Source organism: Kosakonia sacchari SP1 (assembly GCF_000300455.3).
GTDB lineage: Bacteria > Pseudomonadota > Gammaproteobacteria > Enterobacterales > Enterobacteriaceae > Kosakonia > Kosakonia sacchari.
The window spans coordinates 3466756-3484001 of the sequence record NZ_CP007215.2 but is presented as its reverse complement, the minus strand read 5'-3'; the positions used below and the strand labels follow the sequence as shown (position 1 = coordinate 3484001).

The 17246-nt window shown below is 55.1% G+C and carries 16 protein-coding genes; 8 read left to right on the top strand and 8 right to left on the bottom strand.

The features are described from left to right. Nucleotides 1-32: 32 nt before the first annotated feature. Genes C813_RS39530 through C813_RS39520 form a run of 3 tightly spaced genes read right to left on the bottom strand, consistent with a single transcriptional unit; the run spans nucleotide 33 to nucleotide 1872 of the window. Entirely contained in the window at nucleotides 33-575 is a 543-nt protein-coding gene (locus C813_RS39530) for a 1,2-dihydroxy-3-keto-5-methylthiopentene dioxygenase (protein WP_017455858.1), read from the bottom strand. Continuing rightward, nucleotides 572-1261, bottom strand: a complete 690-nt coding sequence (mtnC, locus tag C813_RS39525; protein WP_017455859.1) for an acireductone synthase — start codon at nucleotides 1259-1261, stop codon at nucleotides 572-574. Before mtnC ends, C813_RS39530 begins: the two co-directional genes overlap by 4 nt. Next, entirely contained in the window at nucleotides 1258-1872 is a 615-nt protein-coding gene (locus C813_RS39520; RefSeq protein ID WP_017455860.1) for a methylthioribulose 1-phosphate dehydratase, read from the bottom strand. Before C813_RS39520 ends, mtnC begins: the two co-directional genes overlap by 4 nt. 116 nt (nucleotides 1873-1988) lie before the next feature. Here C813_RS39520 and C813_RS39515 point away from each other — a divergent pair, with 116 nt between their 5' ends. Then, nucleotides 1989-3149 (top strand): pyridoxal phosphate-dependent aminotransferase, encoded by a 1161-nt coding sequence (locus C813_RS39515; protein WP_017455861.1) that lies wholly within the window; start codon nucleotides 1989-1991, stop codon nucleotides 3147-3149. Nucleotides 3150-3180: 31 nt separating this feature from the next. Here the strand turns inward: C813_RS39515 and dsbG are convergent, their stop codons facing one another. Continuing rightward, on the bottom strand, nucleotides 3181-3927 hold the full coding sequence (gene dsbG, locus C813_RS39510) for a thiol:disulfide interchange protein DsbG (RefSeq protein WP_017455862.1): 747 nt from the start codon (nucleotides 3925-3927) through the stop codon (nucleotides 3181-3183). A 367-nt stretch (nucleotides 3928-4294) separates the two neighbouring features. Between dsbG and ahpC the strand changes: the two genes are divergently transcribed. Continuing rightward, entirely contained in the window at nucleotides 4295-4858 is a 564-nt protein-coding gene (ahpC, locus tag C813_RS39505; RefSeq protein ID WP_017455863.1) for an alkyl hydroperoxide reductase subunit C, read from the top strand. Nucleotides 4859-5101: 243 nt separating this feature from the next. Next, a complete protein-coding gene (gene ahpF, locus C813_RS39500) occupies nucleotides 5102-6667 on the top strand; it encodes an alkyl hydroperoxide reductase subunit F (protein WP_017455864.1) in 1566 nt (521 codons plus the stop codon). Nucleotides 6668-6748: 81 nt separating this feature from the next. On the opposite strand, the gene uspG is transcribed toward ahpF, so the two are convergent. The 4 genes from uspG to dcuC form a co-directional block, all read right to left on the bottom strand. Further along, a complete protein-coding gene (uspG, locus tag C813_RS39495) occupies nucleotides 6749-7177 on the bottom strand; it encodes a universal stress protein UspG (protein ID WP_017455865.1) in 429 nt (142 codons plus the stop codon). A 149-nt stretch (nucleotides 7178-7326) separates the two neighbouring features. After that, nucleotides 7327-7737 carry a nucleoside diphosphate kinase regulator gene (gene rnk / locus C813_RS39490; protein ID WP_017455866.1) on the bottom strand — a complete coding sequence of 137 codons (411 nt, stop codon included), beginning with the start codon at nucleotides 7735-7737 and terminating at the stop codon, nucleotides 7327-7329. Between the two features lie 138 nt (nucleotides 7738-7875). Then, nucleotides 7876-8679 (bottom strand): ribonuclease I, encoded by an 804-nt coding sequence (gene rna, locus C813_RS39485; RefSeq protein WP_017455867.1) that lies wholly within the window; start codon nucleotides 8677-8679, stop codon nucleotides 7876-7878. 97 nt (nucleotides 8680-8776) lie between these two features. Continuing rightward, nucleotides 8777-10153: an anaerobic C4-dicarboxylate transporter DcuC gene (gene dcuC / locus C813_RS39480; protein ID WP_017455868.1), complete on the bottom strand. Its 1377-nt coding sequence runs from the start codon at nucleotides 10151-10153 to the stop codon at nucleotides 8777-8779. Between the two features lie 346 nt (nucleotides 10154-10499). On the opposite strand from dcuC, the gene C813_RS39475 reads away from it, so the two are divergent. Genes C813_RS39475 through C813_RS39455 form a run of 5 tightly spaced genes read left to right on the top strand, consistent with a single transcriptional unit; the run spans nucleotide 10500 to nucleotide 17152 of the window. After that, nucleotides 10500-10910, top strand: a complete 411-nt coding sequence (locus C813_RS39475; RefSeq protein ID WP_017455869.1) for a hypothetical protein — start codon at nucleotides 10500-10502, stop codon at nucleotides 10908-10910. A gap of 55 nt (nucleotides 10911-10965) precedes the next feature. Then, nucleotides 10966-11316, top strand: coding sequence for a copper-binding protein (locus C813_RS39470; RefSeq protein WP_025263689.1), 351 nt, complete (start codon nucleotides 10966-10968; stop codon nucleotides 11314-11316). A 12-nt stretch (nucleotides 11317-11328) separates the two neighbouring features. Then, the gene (locus C813_RS39465; protein ID WP_017455871.1) at nucleotides 11329-12582 is read left to right on the top strand and encodes a TolC family protein; all 1254 of its coding nucleotides are present in this window, start codon (nucleotides 11329-11331) and stop codon (nucleotides 12580-12582) included. Continuing rightward, the gene (locus tag C813_RS39460) at nucleotides 12582-14036 is read left to right on the top strand and encodes an efflux RND transporter periplasmic adaptor subunit (protein WP_017455872.1); all 1455 of its coding nucleotides are present in this window, start codon (nucleotides 12582-12584) and stop codon (nucleotides 14034-14036) included. The genes C813_RS39465 and C813_RS39460 overlap by 1 nt, the downstream gene beginning before the upstream one ends. Then, nucleotides 14033-17152: an efflux RND transporter permease subunit gene (locus C813_RS39455; protein WP_017455873.1), complete on the top strand. Its 3120-nt coding sequence runs from the start codon at nucleotides 14033-14035 to the stop codon at nucleotides 17150-17152. The genes C813_RS39460 and C813_RS39455 overlap by 4 nt, the downstream gene beginning before the upstream one ends. Nucleotides 17153-17246 lie beyond the last annotated feature (94 nt).

The window sequence follows — 17246 nt, the reverse complement described above, 5'->3', positions numbered from 1 at the left end:
AATTACAGCTATTTCTGGAAGAATAAAAAAGCTTAACCCAACCGCGGATACCCGTCCGCAATTTCACTGCCGGTAAACTGCGCGATCCACCCTTCGGGATTATCAAAAATCCTGATCGCCGTGAAGTTTGGCTCTGAGCCCATATCAAACCAGTGCGGGGTTCCGGCGGGGACGGAAATCAGGTCGTTTTTCTCGCACAGCACCTGGTAAACGTCGCTGCCGATGTGCAGGCAAAACAAGCCAGCGCCTTCCACAAAGAAGCGCACTTCATCTTCGCCATGCGTGTGTTCGTTAAGGAATTTGGCGCGCATCGCCTCTTTCTGCGGGTTGTCGGCGCGCAGGCTGATCACATCCCAGCTCTGATAACCTTTCTCGGCCACCAGTTTGTCGATGGCGTGCTGATAAGCGGTGATCACCGTCTCCGGTGTCGGGTTTGTGCCGAGATCGCGGTCGGCCTGCCAGCGTTCAAAACGCACACCTTTGGCGTTCAGTTTTTGCTGGATCTCTGCGGCGTCGGTGCTGTGCCACACCGGCGTGCTGGCATCGGTATCGGTGTAAATCGTCAGTGCGCTCATGAAGGGATCTGCTCCGGCTTAATGTTGCTGAAAGAGGGAACCTGGTAATGATGGCTGGCTGCGTCATCATCGCCGCGAATCAGTTGCGTGGTGCGAAAACCTGCCGCTTCGGCGGCGTCCAGCTCCTGGTGAATATCGGAGAGGAACAAAATGGACGCGGGCGGCAGCCCAATCTGTGCGGCAATATTGCGGTACGACTGCACGTCGCGTTTCGCGCCAACTAGCGTGTCGAAATACCCGCTGAACAGAGGAGTAATATCACCTTCGTCGCTGTAGCCAAATAACAGTTTTTGCGCCGCCACCGAGCCAGAGGAATATACATACAGATCAACACCCTGCGCTTTCCATTTCTCAAGCTGGGGCAACACGTCCGGGTAAAGGTGGCCTTTGAAATCGCCGTTCACATAACCGTCGCGCCAGATAATGCCCTGCAACGCTTTCAGCGCCGTTGATTTGCGATCTTCATCCATAAAAGCAAACAGCACCTCAATCAGTTCGGCGATGCTGGCTTGTGGCTGGGCGATCTCTTCCCGCAGATTATCCAGGATGGTGCTCACCGGCTCGTTGTACTGCTCCGCCGTGACAAACGCCGCCAGGCGTTCACGGGCGTAAGGGAACAGGACGTTATGCACAAAACGGATATCACTGGTGGTGCCTTCAATATCGGTAACGATAGCGCGGATCATGATCTCTCCAGCAGGCGACGCTGCATTTCGCATTCAAATAAAAACTCCAGCCCTTCCAGGTGGCGGCGGGCTTCGGCGACATCGCGCCCCCAGCAGGTTAGCCCGTGGCCACGTAGCAGAAAACCATAGCGCAGCGGATGTGTCTGCGCATAGTCGGCGATGCGAGCCGCCAGCGCGTCGATATCCTGGTCGTTGTCGAAAATGGCCACCGGCACGGTGTCCAGGTGCGTGGTCTGGCCGCTCAGGGATTTTTGCATCTCAAAACCGTTCAGATGCAGGACAGGGGATTTTTCCACCCGCGAGAGCACCGTCGCGTTCACGGTGTGTACGTGCAATACGGCGTTGGCGTCCGGGTAGAGGCGGTAAATCAGCGTGTGCAGGCCGGTTTCCGCCGAGGGTTTACGGCCGGAGGGCGCGTGGTTATCGGCAATGGAAACCTGCAAAAAGTCCCCGGTCGTCAGGCTGCCTTTGTCTTTGCCGGATTCGCTTAGCCAGCACCAGTCGGCGTCCTGGCGCACGGACATATTCCCGCCGGTGGCTGGCGCCCAGCCTTGGGCGCCGATCCAGTGGCAGGCGGCGACGAGTTGTTGGAGTTGCAGGTTGTCTGTCATCACCCTTCCTTATAAGGAATATTGTTATCGTATAGACGTCTAAGCGTCTTGATTGCCAAATACTAGCATCGTGTTATAGTGGCGGCAACACGCGTATAACAGGCAGGCAGCTAATAATGAGCAATAACGCACTGATTCCACAAAGTAAACTTCCCGCGCTTGGCACCACCATCTTTACGCAAATGAGCGCCCTGGCGCAGCAGCACCAGGCGATTAATCTGTCGCAAGGCTTCCCGGATTTCGACGGCCCGCGCTATTTACAGGAGCGTTTAGCGTTCCACGTAGCGCAGGGGGCGAATCAGTACGCGCCGATGACTGGTGTGCAGGCGCTGCGTGAAGCGATTGCCGATAAAACGGCCGCGCTGTACGGGCATAAACCGGATGTGAATACCGATATCACCGTCACCGCCGGGGCGACCGAAGCGTTGTACGCGGCGATTACTGCGCTGGTGCGCCAGGGCGATGAGGTGATCTGCTTTGATCCGAGCTATGACAGTTACGCGCCAGCGGTCGAGCTTTCCGGCGGGGTGCTGAAACGCATTGCGCTGCAACCGCCGCATTTTCGCGTCGACTGGCAGCAGTTTGCGGGGCTGCTCAGCGATCGCACGCGGTTGGTGATTCTGAACACGCCGCACAATCCATCAGCCACGGTGTGGCAAAAGGCGGATTTCACTGCGTTATGGCAGGCGATTGCCGGGCGCGAAATTTATGTTCTGAGCGATGAAGTTTATGAGCACATCTGTTTTGCCGAAGAGGGCCATGCCAGCGTGCTGGCGCATCCGCAACTGCGCGAGCGGGCGGTGGCGGTGTCGTCATTCGGCAAAACTTACCATATGACCGGCTGGAAAGTGGGTTACTGCGTGGCACCTGCCGCCATTAGCGCGGAGCTGCGCAAGGTACATCAGTATCTGACATTCTCGGTGAATACTCCGGCGCAACTGGCGCTGGCGGATATGCTGCGCGCCGCGCCGGAACATTATCGTGATCTACCGGAATTTTACCGCGCGCGGCGCGATGTGCTGGTCAATGCGCTCAGCCACAGCAAGCTGGAGATTTTACCGTGCGAGGGCACTTACTTCCTGCTGGCGGATTACAGTGCGGTTTCCGATCTTGATGATGTGAGTTTCTGCCAGTGGCTGACCAAAGAGGTGGGTGTGGCGGCGATCCCGCTGTCGGTGTTCTGCGCCGATCCCTTCCCGCACAAGCTGATTCGCCTGTGCTTTGCCAAACAGGAGTCGACGCTGCTGGCGGCAGCAGAGCGCCTGTGTAAGCTGTAACACGTAAACGGCGGTGCTGCCTGCGCCGCCGTTATTTCTCGCCCATGATGGTTTTCAGTTTTTCCGCGTCCGGCAAACCGACTTCCTGCTGTAACACGTTGTCTTCATTCATGTAGTAAATGGCAGGCGTGGCGTTCGCGCCAAGATCGTCCATGATTTTCTGGTTGATATTGAGCTTTTTCATCATTTCCGGCGGTACGCTTTTCGGCAGTGTTAGCGCCATTTTTCCATTGGATTGTTCAAAATCGTGCCAGCTTTTCGCCGGATCTTTTGCGCTCATAATCGCTGCCGCGGCCGCCGGGCTTTCCGGTTTGATCACACCAACCAGCAACGTGCGGATCTGCACTTTGCCGGACTCCACCCACGGACGCGCCTGCTGCCAGAACTGTTTGCAGTACGGGCAATACGGGTCGGCAAAGACGTATACCACGCGCGGTGCCTCTTTTTTGCCATCCAGCAGCCAGTCGGCTTTTTCCATCTGCTGCCACAGCGCACGGCCCGCTGGGGCGTAAATCTCTTTGGCGATCAACTTTTCGCTCAGATTGGTGCCTGCGTCGTCGTACATATAGCCGGAGATAGCGTGTTTACCATCCGGCGTGACGTAAATGGTGACGCCCATCTCCTGATATTTGCCGAGGTAGCCTTTCATGCCACCGGGCGCGTCGAAGGATTTAATGATGGTGATGCCTTGCTTTTCAATGGCTTTTACCGGCGCGGGCAGTTCTTCGGCGTGCAGAGTCAGCGGAAGCAGGGTCAGCATTAACAGGCGCTTGAGCATAAAAATCCTTATAAAAACAGTGGGAAAGAACAAGGGTAGAGAAAACCTATCACAACCATCGGTAAGACCGCCGGGTAAGGCATTGTTCTCACGTGCCCGCAGTGGTGTAATCAACAACGCTTGATGACCAACAGGTTATGAGCGCAACGCAAAGCCAGCTTGCTGGCGCTGAAGTTACCCACGGGTATTTCAGGTATCGAGGCCACCCGTCGCGGTGGCCTTTTTACTTTTGGCAATTCAGCCGTTCACAAGGTTGCTCGTTGTGGGTTGTTAGCTAACACTTATTGATTTGATAAAGCAAACGCATTGGCTCAATCAATCGAAGTTCGTTAACTTACACCCCAACGAAAACACGGAGGAAGTATAGATGTCCTTAATTAATACCAAGATTAAACCTTTTAAAAACCAGGCGTTCAAAAACGGTGAGTTCATCGAAGTAACCGAGAAAGATACCGAAGGCCGCTGGAGCGTCTTCTTCTTCTACCCGGCTGACTTCACCTTCGTATGCCCGACTGAACTGGGCGACGTGGCTGATCACTACGACGAGCTGCAGAAACTGGGCGTGGACGTTTACTCTGTTTCCACCGACACCCACTTCACCCACAAAGCGTGGCACAGCAGCTCCGAAACCATCGCGAAAATCAAATACGCGATGATCGGCGACCCGACTGGCGCCCTGACCCGTAACTTCGACAACATGCGTGAAAATGAAGGTCTGGCTGATCGTGCAACCTTCGTTGTTGACCCGCAGGGCATTATCCAGGCTATCGAAGTCACCGCTGAAGGCATCGGCCGCGACGCATCTGACCTGCTGCGTAAAATCAAAGCAGCGCAGTACGTGGCTTCTCACCCAGGTGAAGTGTGCCCGGCGAAATGGAAAGAGGGTGAAGCGACGTTGGCTCCGTCCCTGGACCTGGTCGGTAAAATCTAAATTTCCTGTCGTCTTTCACGTCATAGCGGCGTTGGCGTCACCTGCTCGCCCCGGTCACTTACTGGTGTAAGCTCCCGGGGACTCTCAGGCTAGCCGCCTTGCTCTGGCGTGAAATACTTCGGAAATTACTATTGTTAACGGGTGCTTTTGGGTGCCCGTTTTATTCAGCACCATGATGCAAGTTGCATTGATGCAGCCTTAAATGATTCGGCTTGCATGATGATGTTTTTAAGGGAGAACGTTATGCTCGACACCACGATGAAAACCCAGCTCAAGGCCTATCTTGAGAAACTGACCAAACCTGTTGAGTTGATTGCTACGCTGGATGACAGTGCGAAATCGGCAGAAATTAAAGAACTGCTGACTGAAATTGCTGAGCTGTCAGACAAGGTCTCCTTCAAAGAAGACAACAGCCTGGCGGTGCGTAAACCGTCATTCCTGATTACTAACCCAGGCTCAAATACCGGCCCGCGTTTTGCCGGTTCGCCGCTGGGTCACGAATTTACGTCACTGGTACTGGCGCTGCTGTGGACGGGTGGTCATCCGTCGAAAGAGGCGCAGGCGCTGCTGGAGCAGATCCGCGATCTGGACGGCGATTTTGAGTTTGAGACCTACTATTCGCTCTCCTGCCACAACTGCCCGGACGTGGTACAGGCGCTGAACCTGATGGCGGTGCTGAACCCACGTATCAAGCACACGGCGATTGATGGCGGTACGTTCCAGAACGAAATTACCGATCGCAACGTGATGGGCGTTCCGGCCGTGTTCGTTAATGGCAACGAGTTCGGCCAGGGGCGTATGACGCTGAGCGAAATTGTCGCCAAAATTGATACCGGCGCGGAAAAACGCGCGGCAGAAGAGCTTAACAAGCGTGACGCTTACGACGTGCTGATTGTTGGCTCCGGCCCGGCGGGCGCGGCAGCGGCGGTTTACTCAGCGCGTAAAGGCATTCGTACCGGCTTGATGGGCGAACGTTTCGGCGGTCAGGTGCTGGATACTGTGGATATTGAAAACTACATTTCCGTGCCGAAAACCGAAGGCCAGAAACTGGCGGGCGCGCTGAAAGCGCACGTTGCGGATTACGATGTCGATGTGATTGACAGCCAGAGCGCCAGCAAGCTGGTTCCGGCAGCGGTTGAAGGCGGTCTGCATCAGATCCAAACCGCCTCCGGCGCGGTGCTGAAAGCACGCAGCATTATCATTGCCACCGGCGCGAAATGGCGCAACATGAACGTGCCGGGTGAAGATCAGTATCGCACCAAAGGCGTGACTTACTGCCCGCACTGTGACGGCCCGCTGTTTAAAGGTAAGCGCGTGGCGGTGATCGGCGGTGGTAACTCCGGCGTGGAAGCGGCTATCGATCTGGCGGGGATTGTCGAGCACGTGACATTGCTCGAATTCGCCCCGGAAATGAAAGCTGATCAGGTATTGCAGGACAAAGTGCGCAGCCTGAAAAACGTCGACATTATCCTCAACGCGCAGACCACAGAAGTGAAAGGCGACGGCAGCAAAGTGACCGGCCTTGAGTACCGCGACCGCGTGAGCGGCGATGTGCACAGCGTGGCGCTGGCGGGGATTTTCGTGCAAATTGGTCTGCTGCCGAATACCACCTGGCTGGAAGGCGCGATTGAGCGCAACCGCATGGGCGAAATTATTATCGACGCGAAATGTGAAACCAGCGTGAAAGGTGTGTTTGCTGCGGGCGACTGCACCACGGTGCCGTACAAACAGATCATTATTGCCACGGGTGAAGGTGCCAAAGCGTCTCTGAGTTCGTTTGACTACCTTATCCGCACCAAAACTGCGTAAGCAAAAATAAGAAAGTAAACAATACCTGCAAATGTAAAGAGGCTACCTTGGGTAGCCTCTTTTTTTTACGCCTGAGCGTCTTTATCTGACCACCAGCACCGGAATGTGTGCGTGGCGCACGATATTCGCGGCGTTCGAGCCGAGCAGGTGGGTGGAGATGGACGGATTACGCGAGGCAATCACCACCATATCGGCATTCAACTCTTCGGCTAACTCATTGACCACATCGCGCACGTTCCCTGAACGAACATGAACATGAATGCGTGAAGAATCAATGTGAAAGTGCGTGATCATGGTACTAAGGCGTGTTTGCGCTTCCTGATGCAGATGCTCTTCGAAACGGCGTATATCAGCGGCGAAACGGTGCAAGCTCAGGCTGGCAGAGGCGGGTAACACATGCAAAAGGTGGATGACGCCTTCACTCTGAGCGAGAAATTCCGCGTGACGCACGGCTTTGTCGCTTAACTCCATTTCGAAAACATCGACCGGCATAATGATTGTCTGATACATAAACGCTTCTCCCTGTAGGTTATGTCCTTCTGATTGAATCATAAACGGGAGGAATATTTTGCTGCCTGGATGGCAAATCTGAAGAATAAACGGGCAGGAACGGAAAGAGGATGCGGGCGCATCCTCTGCACAACAACGCAGGGCGAGGCTTAGCGCATGAAATCGCCTGCGGCTTCGGGCTGGTACAGCAGTTCGAGCACTTCAAGGTCGGTGGTGGTGCCGCCTGGCAGTTCCCAGTGGATGGTATCGCCAACGCGCAAGCCCAGCAGCGCTGCGCCGACAGGCGCAAGCACCGAAAGCTGGCTGGCGCTGTCGGTCACATTCGCCGGATAAACCAGCGTGCGCACGCGCTCTTCACCGCTTTTCAGCTCACGGAATTTTACCGTGCTGTTCATGGTTACCACATCGTGTGGCATCGCTTCTGGTGCGCACATCTGGGCGCGATCCAACTCTTCATTTAGCGCATCCGCGACCGGCAGGTTAGCGTGAGCGGGCTGCTCAAGCAGACGGTCGAGGCGCTCGGCGTCTCGCTCATTAATGATAATGGCAGGTCTGGACATCTGGTACTCCATGTCAGGTGATTGATCCAAAGAAAAACCCTCGCCGACTGGCAGCGAGGGTTTGTCTACAAGGGATGATACTGACACGACAGCGCGCTGTGAAGTGATGCCGCGCACATTTGCCGGAATTATGGTTTTTCAGTATCCGGCTTTATCAATCACGAAGCTGTTTCCGCAGTTGCCAGGGTGCGGTTGCGGCAGTAAAGATGTTGCCGCGAGCGGGGCGTTTATCGCCTCAGCTTTGATGGCGATCTGCATTTCCGTCAGCCACGCCGGGTTGCCGCTACAGGTCAGTTTCACCGCTTTCACGCTTTGTTCGCCGTAAGCTTTTGCGACGGCTTCGTTAAATGCATCGCGGGTGACGGTTTTCCCGTAGTTTTCTGCCAGAAACTGGCCGAGCGCACTCTGTTTGATTTCGGTGTCCAGGCGTACCATCGCGCCGAAATAGTCGTCCGGATCGAAGCCAAAACAGACGCCATGTTTGGCATATTCATAGCGCTCAAGGCAGGTGGTACTGCCCGCGCCCGGCATGACGGCGTTGAGTTTATTAGCAACTTCCAGCGACAGGCCGGTTTCCGCTGTGGCGCATTTCTGGCTGGCTTTCGCCTCCGGCATATTGGGAATCGGACGCGTGGCACAGCCGAAGCGCATCCAGCGGCGATCGTCGACGCCGCGCGCGGCGATGGATTTTGGCAGACCTGGCCACAGACCATGCACGGTCAGATAATCAGCTTTGTTAGCGGGTTCTTTTTGCGGCCGGCACTCATCGGGCTCATTGCGACCTTGCGCATGCAGGCTCTGGCAAAAACCGGTTTGCCAGGAGAGCGCCAGAACATAGCGGTCAAAGTCACCATACTGTGTGGGCTTGAGTGGTGCGGCATAAGCGACGGAGAACAGCGTTGCGGCAAGGCTTGTGCAGGTGAAGAATCCCTTTATAAACATAACAGTTCCTGATGGATGTATCCGGGTAATTGCCATGCGTTATTAAACCATAAAAAAAGCGCCGGGCAGGCGCTTTTTCATAAATGGCGTTTATAAATTAATGTACTGCGACACCCGGAACCAATATTTCGGTCGCGATGATCACCACAATCAGACCGACGATCACCGGCACCGATGTCCGTTTCACCACTTCAAAGGGGGAAATGTTCGCCATCCCCGCCACGGCAACCACCACGCCGGAAACCGGGGAAATGGTGCGCCCAAGATTGGAAGCCTGCAACATTGGAATCGACAGATAAGCCGGGTTGATACCTGATTCATGCGCCAGTTTTGGGATCATCTCGACAAACGCGTAGAACGGCGCGTTACCGGAGCCGGTGGTCATCGCCGCCAGCATCGTCAGCGTGACCAGCACCAGCATCAAAATAATGCTCGCTGAGCCGAAGGAGGTGGCAATTGAAATCAGGCTCTGGATAAAGCCAATGGTGCTTAAGCCCTGGGCGAAAACCCCGGCGGCAACCAGCAACATCACCACGCCGGCAAAGGCATCCGCCATGCCGCGATAAGCCACTTCCAACCCGGAAAAGACATTTTGCGTGTTGAAACCGCGCAAAAATTCCAGCACTGCCGCCAGCAACATGCAAATCACCAGAATGGTGATGATATGCAGTTCAGGGCCCCATTTGCCGTCGAAAATCAGTACGCCGATAATCGGCGTAAACGGCAGGATGGCGTAGAACGTGGGTGCATTGGTGGTTATGTCTTTCACATCCAGCATTTCGCTGACGATATGCTCTTTTTTATCCAGATAGCGCTGCCAGAAGAAGTGCGCAATCGCCATGGCGATAATCGCCGCGATAGAGATGGGCAAGGTGGTTTTAAACGCGAAGTCGATAAGCGGCATCTCTGCGGCTTTCGCGGCCAGCACCACGTCACCGGAGGTGGGCGAAAGAATGATTGCTGCCGGAGAGGCGCAAATCGCTGCCGCTGCACCGCGGCTAATGCCTACGTTGACCATCACCGGGAACAGGGTTGCCATTAACAGCACGCCAAGGCCAGTTGCGGAAGAGACTGCCAGCGACATCAGGCAAGCGACAAAATAGGCAGCAATCATTAGCAGGTAAGGCGAGTTGATAAAGCGCAGCGGGCGCGAAGCCAGCTTCACCACCATGTCATTAGCACCGATGTGGGTCATATAAGCGGCAAAACCACACAGCATCATGATCATCATGCCGAGGTCGCCACCACGGCTCATCAGCAGGATTTTAATGTATTCGACAATATCGGTAGCGCTATAACCGGTGCTGGCGGCGCTGCCGGGTAATATTTTGTGGCCCATCAGTGCGCTGACAATTAATAGCGCCAGACCGCCGACAAACAGCACGCCGGTGGCGGAGTAGCCTTTGATGATGTAGCGCGCCACGCCGACAATCACCACCACGCCTATCAGCAGTTCAATGAGTGTTAATAACATGTTGTTGGCCCCGGAGGTTGACCTGAAGGAAAAGTAAGTAAAAAAACTGGCAACGCAATGTGCCGAATAACCGCTAACGGATAGATGATTAAAATCAACAAAGCGATGTGTTGAGCGAATAATCTCGTTAATTTGTTATCACTCCACTCAATTAATAGTGGCTGAGCAATAAACGGCATTAATCGGAAATGATAAATTTGTTATTTAAAAGGTGCTGATAAGTTAACGAATTTAACGGTTTTGGTTGCGTTTTATTTCCTGACGTAAATTAGTTAAAAAACACTTTAAAAATAAAAATGATGCTGCTTATACTCGCCGTTACTTTTCTTTCACCCATGGCGACATTATGCACGCAGGCTGGCTATACCGATTACGCTTTATTAAGCGGCATCTGTTGATGCTGCTGATGGCGTTTGGTTGGTTGCTTATTCAAAGCCAGGTGGCAATTGCTTCGCATAACTGTGATGTAAGCGTGCAGGGTGAAAATGTGATGGTTCAGCATATGGATCATCGAATGGCGATGTCTGACAGTGCGCCGCAAATGGACATCATGAAAACGCCGCTGTGCGAAAAACATTGTGTCCCGGATCTGGCGCAAAAAGACACCGATCACGCTTCACTGGTGGCGCTGCCCGTTTCGCTGACGCTTGCGGTCGCGGAACCAGTTTGTGCCTCCGTTGCGCATGACGGATGGTCGTTAACCCCTCCCGCGATAGGCCCGCCGGCAACGATTCGTTTTTGCCGGTTCCGTGAATAAAAACCTGTTAATGCATTGAATTTTATTAATTTCATTGTCTAACAGGAGTTTTATTATGCGTTCTTCTCTTCTTTGCATGCTCTCTGGCGTGCTGTTTTTCTCCCTGGCCGCTCACGCGGAAGATATGCCCGTAATGCACGGTATGCACGATATGTCGCAGCACCCGGCGATGCATAGCCAAATGCAAACCTACCAAAGCCAGGGCGTTATCAAAAAAATCACCCCCGATACGATTTCGATTGCCCATAAAGCCATTCCCGCACTGAACTGGCCGCCAATGACCATGCAGTTTGCACTGGCCAAAGGCAACACGTTTGCTCCGGTGAAAGTGGGCGATAAGGTCGACTTCACTTTTGTGCAAAGCGAAAACGGCTATCAGCTCGTTTCATTAACGCCGCAACGCTAACCGGGGGCAACAATGAAACGTTACTCGCTGAGCCTGCGGCTCGGCGGGGTGTTGCTTGGACTGATGTGCTCCGCCGCGCAGGCGGAGTCACTGACGCTGACGCAAACCCTTGCCGCCGCTGAGCGCTATTCCGCAGAACTTTCCGCTAACCGCAATGAGGCGCAGGCGCTGGATGCGATGGCAGATTCTGCCCGCCAGTTACCCGACCCGAAGCTGAAATTCGGTATTGAAAACGTCCCGGTTCAGGGCAACAACGATCGCCGTTTAACCCGCGAAGGGATGACGATGCAGCGGATTGGCATCATGCAGCAGTATGTCAGTGCCGAAAAACGCGATCGCAAAGCCGATACTTTGTTAGCCGAAGCGCAAAGTGTCAGCGCCAAATCCGCCGTCGTGCGCGCCAATTTACAGCGCGACACCGCCCAGGCGTGGCTCGAATTAGCGCTTTCACAACAGGCGTTGCAGACCGCGCGTAAATTGCTGGCAGAAACCGAACGCCAGCAAAGCGCGCAGCGCGCCAGCGTGGGTGCCGGCAATGCTGCACCAGACAGCGTGCTGGCTTTCCGGGTTGGGCTAAGCGCAATGCGCGATAAGCTCACGCTTGCCGAACGCGATGTGCAACTGGCGCAAACCCGCCTGACGCAGTTGACTGGCGAGGATGTGAGCGCCGTTTCCGGCGAGCTTCCACGGTATCAACGTCTGCCTGCGGATGAAAAAACGCTGGAGCAGGGCATCGCGCAGCATCCTGACATTATCGCTGCTGCCAGCATGGCGAACAGCGCGAAAGCGCGTTCTGCACAATCGGCGGTTGCCGCCATCCCGGATGTCGAGGTGGAAGTCTGGTATGGGCGTCGCGCCGAAGGGTACGAAGATATGGCTGGGGTCATGTTTACCGTCGATTTGCCGCTGTTCCAGTCCCACCGGCAGGACAAAGATCACGCCGCCGATGTCTCCCGCACCATGCAGGCCAACGACCAGTTGGCGCTGGCTGAGCGCGATCACGCTGCACAGCTGCATTCGCTTATTGCCGAATATAACGCCGCGCAAACCCTGTGGATGCGCCAGCGTGACGAAGTGCTGCCACTGGTTCGCCTGCGAGCCACGTTACTGGCGGCGCAATATCGTTCCGGACAGTCAGATCTCTCTGCACTGCTGGAAGCACGTCGCAATGTGCTTGATAGCGAACTGGCCGCGAACCAGGCCGAGAAAGCGATGGCGCAGAAATGGGCCGCAATCCGCTGGCTGATCCCACAGGAGTTAAGGTAATGAAGAAAACGATTTTAGCCGTCGTGGTTGCGGCTTGCCTGGCTGCGGGCGTTGGGTATTTCGCTGGTCGCCAGCACAGTGCGCCTGCGGCTTCCGGCGAGCCGACGCCGCAACGAAAAGTGCTCTACTGGTACGATCCAATGGTGCCGGATCAGCGTTTTGACAAGCCAGGTAAATCACCGTTTATGGATATGCCGTTGGTGCCACGTTATGCCGATGAAACACCTGCCAGCGGCGGTGTTAGCGTCAGTGCGCAGCAGCAGCAAAACCTGGGGATGACCACGGCGAAGGTGGGCAAACGTGCGCTTGCCGACGCGTTTTCTGCCTTCGCCACGGTAACCACTGATGAGCGCAGTATTCAGAGCGTGCCGTCTCCGGCGGCGGGGGTAGTGGAAAAACTGTTTGTCCGCGCGCCACAGCAGTGGGTGAAAAAAGGCGAAGTGCTGGCGCAGTTGTGGATCCCTCAGTGGACCACGGCGCAGCAGGAGTATCTGGCGGTGCGCCAGTTGGGCGATGGTGAACTGACGCGTGCAGCCCGCGAGCGGCTGGCGTTGCAGTTTATGCCAGATGCCATTATTCGCGCGGTTGAACGTAGCGGAAAACCGCAAACCCGGCTCACGCTGCGCGCCGATCGTGACAGTTATGTGGTCAAGCTTGATTCCCGCGAAGGTGCGCAAGTAGCCGCTACGCAAGTTCTCTTTGAGCTGGCGAGCCTTGATCCTGTCTGGCTGGTGGTCGATTACCCGCAAAGCCAGGCGCAGGCACTTACTGCGGGTAGCGAAATCATTGCCACATCGGGTAGTTGGCCGGGCGAGCAGTTTCACGGCCGCGTCAGTGAGTTGCTGCCACAGCTTGAAACCACCACCCGGACGCTGAAAGCGCGCATCGTGCTGGATAACCCGCAGCAAAAACTCAAACCCGGCATGTTCCTGACCGTAACGCAGCCTGCATCGGCGCAGCAGTCTGACGTGTTGGCTATTCCGGAAGAGGCGCTGATTGAAACCGGTGCGGCAAGCCGCGTGTTACTGGCGACAGGGGACGGTCATTTCCAGGCGGTTAACGTCACCACCGGGCGTACGGCACAGGGCTGGACCGAAGTGCTTTCCGGGTTGAAAGAGGGCGACAACGTAGTGACGTCCGGCCAGTTCCTGATTGACTCAGAAGCGAGCTTGCGTAGCGCACTGCCGCACCAACAGGCGCCGCAAACTCCCGCGAAGAAAGTGCAAACCTACGAATCAACCGGGGTGGTGAAAGCGATTGAGGCGGGCAGCATCACGTTATCGCACCAGCCGATCCCGGCGCTGAACTGGGGCGCGATGACAATGGATTTCGTGCTTAAGCAGCCTGAACCCGCCATCAAAGTGGGCGATAAGGTGATGTTCAGCTTTACGCTGGACGATGAACAGGGCGCTGTTATTACTCATCTGATGCCCACGCAGGAGGCAATGAAATGATTGCTGCCGTCATTCGCGCCTCGCTGCGTAACCGCTTGTTAATCCTGCTGGCCGCGCTGGTGCTTACCGGCTGGGGGATTTGGTCGATCCAGCGCGCACCGCTGGATGCGCTGCCGGATCTCTCTGATGTGCAGGTGATCATTCGCGCCAGCTATCCAGGCAAAGCGCCGCAACTTATTGAAGATCAAGTCACTTACCCGTTGACTACAGCCATGCTTTCCGTGCCGGGGGCGAAAACGGTGCGCGGCTATTCGATGTTTGGAGATGCCTATGTCTATGTGCTGTTCGATGATGACACCGACCTCTACTGGGCGCGTTCTCGCGTGCTGGAGAATTTAAGTCAAATTCAGTCATCGTTGCCTGCGGGGGTGAGCGTTGGGTTAGGGCCGGATGCGACCGGTGTGGGCTGGATTTATGAGTACGCGCTGGTGGATCGCAGCGGTAAACATAATCTGGCAGATTTGCGCGCGTTGCAGGACTGGACGCTGAAATTTGAACTCAAAACGGTACCGAACGTCGCGGAAGTAGCAAGTGTTGGCGGTATGGTGCGGCAGTATCAGGTTGTGCCGGATCCCGCGAAAATGCGGGCGCTAAATATCACCCATGAACAGATTGTCAGCGCTGTGCAGGCGGCGAATCAGGAGAGCGGCGGCGCGTTGCTGGAGATGGGCGAAGCCGAATTTATGGTGCGCACTACCGGTTACTTGCGGCAACTGGCAGATTTTCGCCAGATAGTCATTGCCAGCCGGGACGGTGTGCCGGTGATGCTTTCCGATGTGGCGACGGTGCGCCTTGGGCCGGAACTGCGCCGTGGTGTGGCGGAATATAATGGCGAAGGCGAAGTCGCGGGCGGCATTATCGTTATGCGTTATGGCAAAAACGCGCTCGATACCATTCATGCGGTGAAAGCGAAACTCAGCGAGGTGCAAAAAACGCTGCCCGATGGTGTGGCGATCGTGCCGGTTTACGATCGCTCGACGCTGATCGAGAGCGCGGTTGAAACGCTGACGCATAAATTAATTGAGGAATTTATCGTTGTTGCGCTGGTTTGCACGTTGTTCCTGTTCCATTTCCGTTCGGCATTAGTGGCAATTGTGTCACTGCCGCTGGGGATACTTGGCGCGTTTATCGTCATGCATTACCAGGGCATCAACGCCAATATCATGTCGCTTGGCGGGATTGCGATTGCGATTGGCGCGATGGTGGATGCGGCCATTGTGATGATTGAGAACATGCACAAAGTGATGGAGCAGTGGCGGCACGATAACCCTGACCGCCAGCCAACCGGTGCGGATTACTGGCGTTTTTCAGAACAGGCGGCAGTCGAAGTGGGGCCGGCGTTGTTTTGCAGCCTGCTGATTATCACTTTGTCGTTTATTCCTGTGTTTTCACTCGAAGCGCAGGAAGGGCGTATGTTCTCGCCGCTGGCATTCACCAAGAGCTGGGCGATGGCAGTAGCAGCCGGGCTTGGTATCACGCTGGTTCCGGTGCTGATGGGCTTGTTTATTCGCGGCAAGATCCCTGATGAGAAAGCCAACCCCATTAACCGTTTTCTGATTCGCCTGTATGAGCCTCTGCTGGATAAAGTGCTGGCTTGGCCGAAAGCGACGCTGGCGGTGGCGCTGCTGTTACTGCTGGCAACGTTATGGCCGTTGAGCCGGTTGGGCAGCGAGTTTATGCCGCCGCTTAACGAAGGCGATTTGCTGTATATGCCGTCGACGTTGCCGGGGATCTCTGCGCGCGAAGCCGGGCGTTTATTGCAGCAAACCGACCGGCTGATTAAAAGTGTGCCGGAAGTGGCGAGCGTATTTGGTAAGGCCGGCAGAGCTGAGAGTGCAACCGATCCCGCGCCGTTAACCATGGTGGAAACCACCATTCGCTTTAAGCCACGCGATCAGTGGCGAGCAGGGATGACGCCGGAAAAACTGGTGGAAGAACTGGATAAAACCGTTAGCGTGCCGGGCATCGCTAATGTCTGGGTGCCACCTATCCGTAACCGCCTGGATATGCTGGCCACCGGTATTAAAAGCCCGGTGGGGATTAAGGTGAACGGCAATAATATTGCTGATATTGAACGTGTAGCGCAGCAAATCGAGCAGGTGGTGAAAACCGTGCCGGGCGTAACATCGGCACTGGCGGAGCGTCTGGCGGGCGGGCGCTACGTCGATATCAACATTAACCGGCAGCAAGCCGCGCGCTATGGTGTGTCGGTAAAAGAGTTACAGTCGCTGGTCTCAACGTTGGTGGGGGGAGAAAATATTGGTGAAGTGCTACAGGGGCGGGAACGGTATCCCATCAATGTGCGTTACCCGCGAGAAATACGTGATAACGTTGATGATTTGCGAAAATTGCCGGTGATCACGGAAAATGGCAGCCAGATTGCGTTAGGTGAACTGGCGGATATCGTGGTGAAAGAGGGGCCGCCGATGCTGAAAAGCGAGAATGCGCGCCTTTCGAACTGGATCTACGTTGATCTGCGTGGCCGGGATTTGAAATCGGCTGTGGACGAAATGCAGCAGCGGGTAGCGCAGCAGGTAAAACTGCCGCAAGGGGTAACGCTCTCGTGGTCCGGACAGTTTGAATATCTGGAACGCGCTACGGCAAAATTGAAAATCGTTTTGCCGGTAACGTTAATGATTATCTTTGTCCTGTTATTTATTACCTTTAAGCGTATATCGGATGCCCTGTTAATAATGGGGACATTGCCCTTCTCGTTGATTGGCGGTGTCTGGTTATTATGGCTGCTGGGATATAACTTATCCGTTGCGGGAGCTGTTGGTTTTATTGCTCTGGCTGGGGTGGCGGCGGAGTTCGGCGTTATTATGGTGCTCTATCTTAATCATGCACTTCAGAAATATCGCACACGTGAACCGGATGGGGGGAATAAGATGTTGCTACAGGCTATCCATGAAGGTGCGGTACTTCGCGTTCGGCCAAAGGTAATGACAGTTGCCACGATTATGGCAGGGCTGCTTCCCATTATGTGGGGCGGTGGTAGCGGTTCGGAGGTGATGAGCCGTATCGCCGCTCCCATGATTGGCGGCATGATAACGGCACCCTTGCTGTCGATGTTGGTTATTCCGGCGGTTTATTTCTTACTGCATCGCAAACGTTAGTCGTTTTTTGCGCCCCTGTGATGGGGCGCATCTAACCCTATTCTGTGTTAAGTGGGGTAAATACTGCGATTATTCCGGAGGTTTTTTCAGAATT

Coding starts and splice junctions, on each gene's coding strand:
- uspG (WP_017455865.1), bottom strand. CDS start 7,177: ATGTATCAGACAATCATTATGCCGGTCGATGTTTTCGAAATGGAGTTA.
- C813_RS39530 (WP_017455858.1), bottom strand. CDS start 575: ATGAGCGCACTGACGATTTACACCGATACCGATGCCAGCACGCCGGTG.
- rna (WP_017455867.1), bottom strand. CDS start 8,679: ATGTTTATAAAGGGATTCTTCACCTGCACAAGCCTTGCCGCAACGCTG.
- C813_RS39520 (WP_017455860.1), bottom strand. CDS start 1,872: ATGACAGACAACCTGCAACTCCAACAACTCGTCGCCGCCTGCCACTGG.
- C813_RS39470 (WP_025263689.1), top strand. CDS start 10,966: ATGCGTTCTTCTCTTCTTTGCATGCTCTCTGGCGTGCTGTTTTTCTCC.
- C813_RS39465 (WP_017455871.1), top strand. CDS start 11,329: ATGAAACGTTACTCGCTGAGCCTGCGGCTCGGCGGGGTGTTGCTTGGA.
- mtnC (WP_017455859.1), bottom strand. CDS start 1,261: ATGATCCGCGCTATCGTTACCGATATTGAAGGCACCACCAGTGATATC.
- C813_RS39515 (WP_017455861.1), top strand. CDS start 1,989: ATGAGCAATAACGCACTGATTCCACAAAGTAAACTTCCCGCGCTTGGC.
- ahpF (WP_017455864.1), top strand. CDS start 5,102: ATGCTCGACACCACGATGAAAACCCAGCTCAAGGCCTATCTTGAGAAA.
- ahpC (WP_017455863.1), top strand. CDS start 4,295: ATGTCCTTAATTAATACCAAGATTAAACCTTTTAAAAACCAGGCGTTC.
- dcuC (WP_017455868.1), bottom strand. CDS start 10,153: ATGTTATTAACACTCATTGAACTGCTGATAGGCGTGGTGGTGATTGTC.
- rnk (WP_017455866.1), bottom strand. CDS start 7,737: ATGTCCAGACCTGCCATTATCATTAATGAGCGAGACGCCGAGCGCCTC.
- C813_RS39455 (WP_017455873.1), top strand. CDS start 14,033: ATGATTGCTGCCGTCATTCGCGCCTCGCTGCGTAACCGCTTGTTAATC.
- C813_RS39460 (WP_017455872.1), top strand. CDS start 12,582: ATGAAGAAAACGATTTTAGCCGTCGTGGTTGCGGCTTGCCTGGCTGCG.
- dsbG (WP_017455862.1), bottom strand. CDS start 3,927: ATGCTCAAGCGCCTGTTAATGCTGACCCTGCTTCCGCTGACTCTGCAC.
- C813_RS39475 (WP_017455869.1), top strand. CDS start 10,500: ATGCACGCAGGCTGGCTATACCGATTACGCTTTATTAAGCGGCATCTG.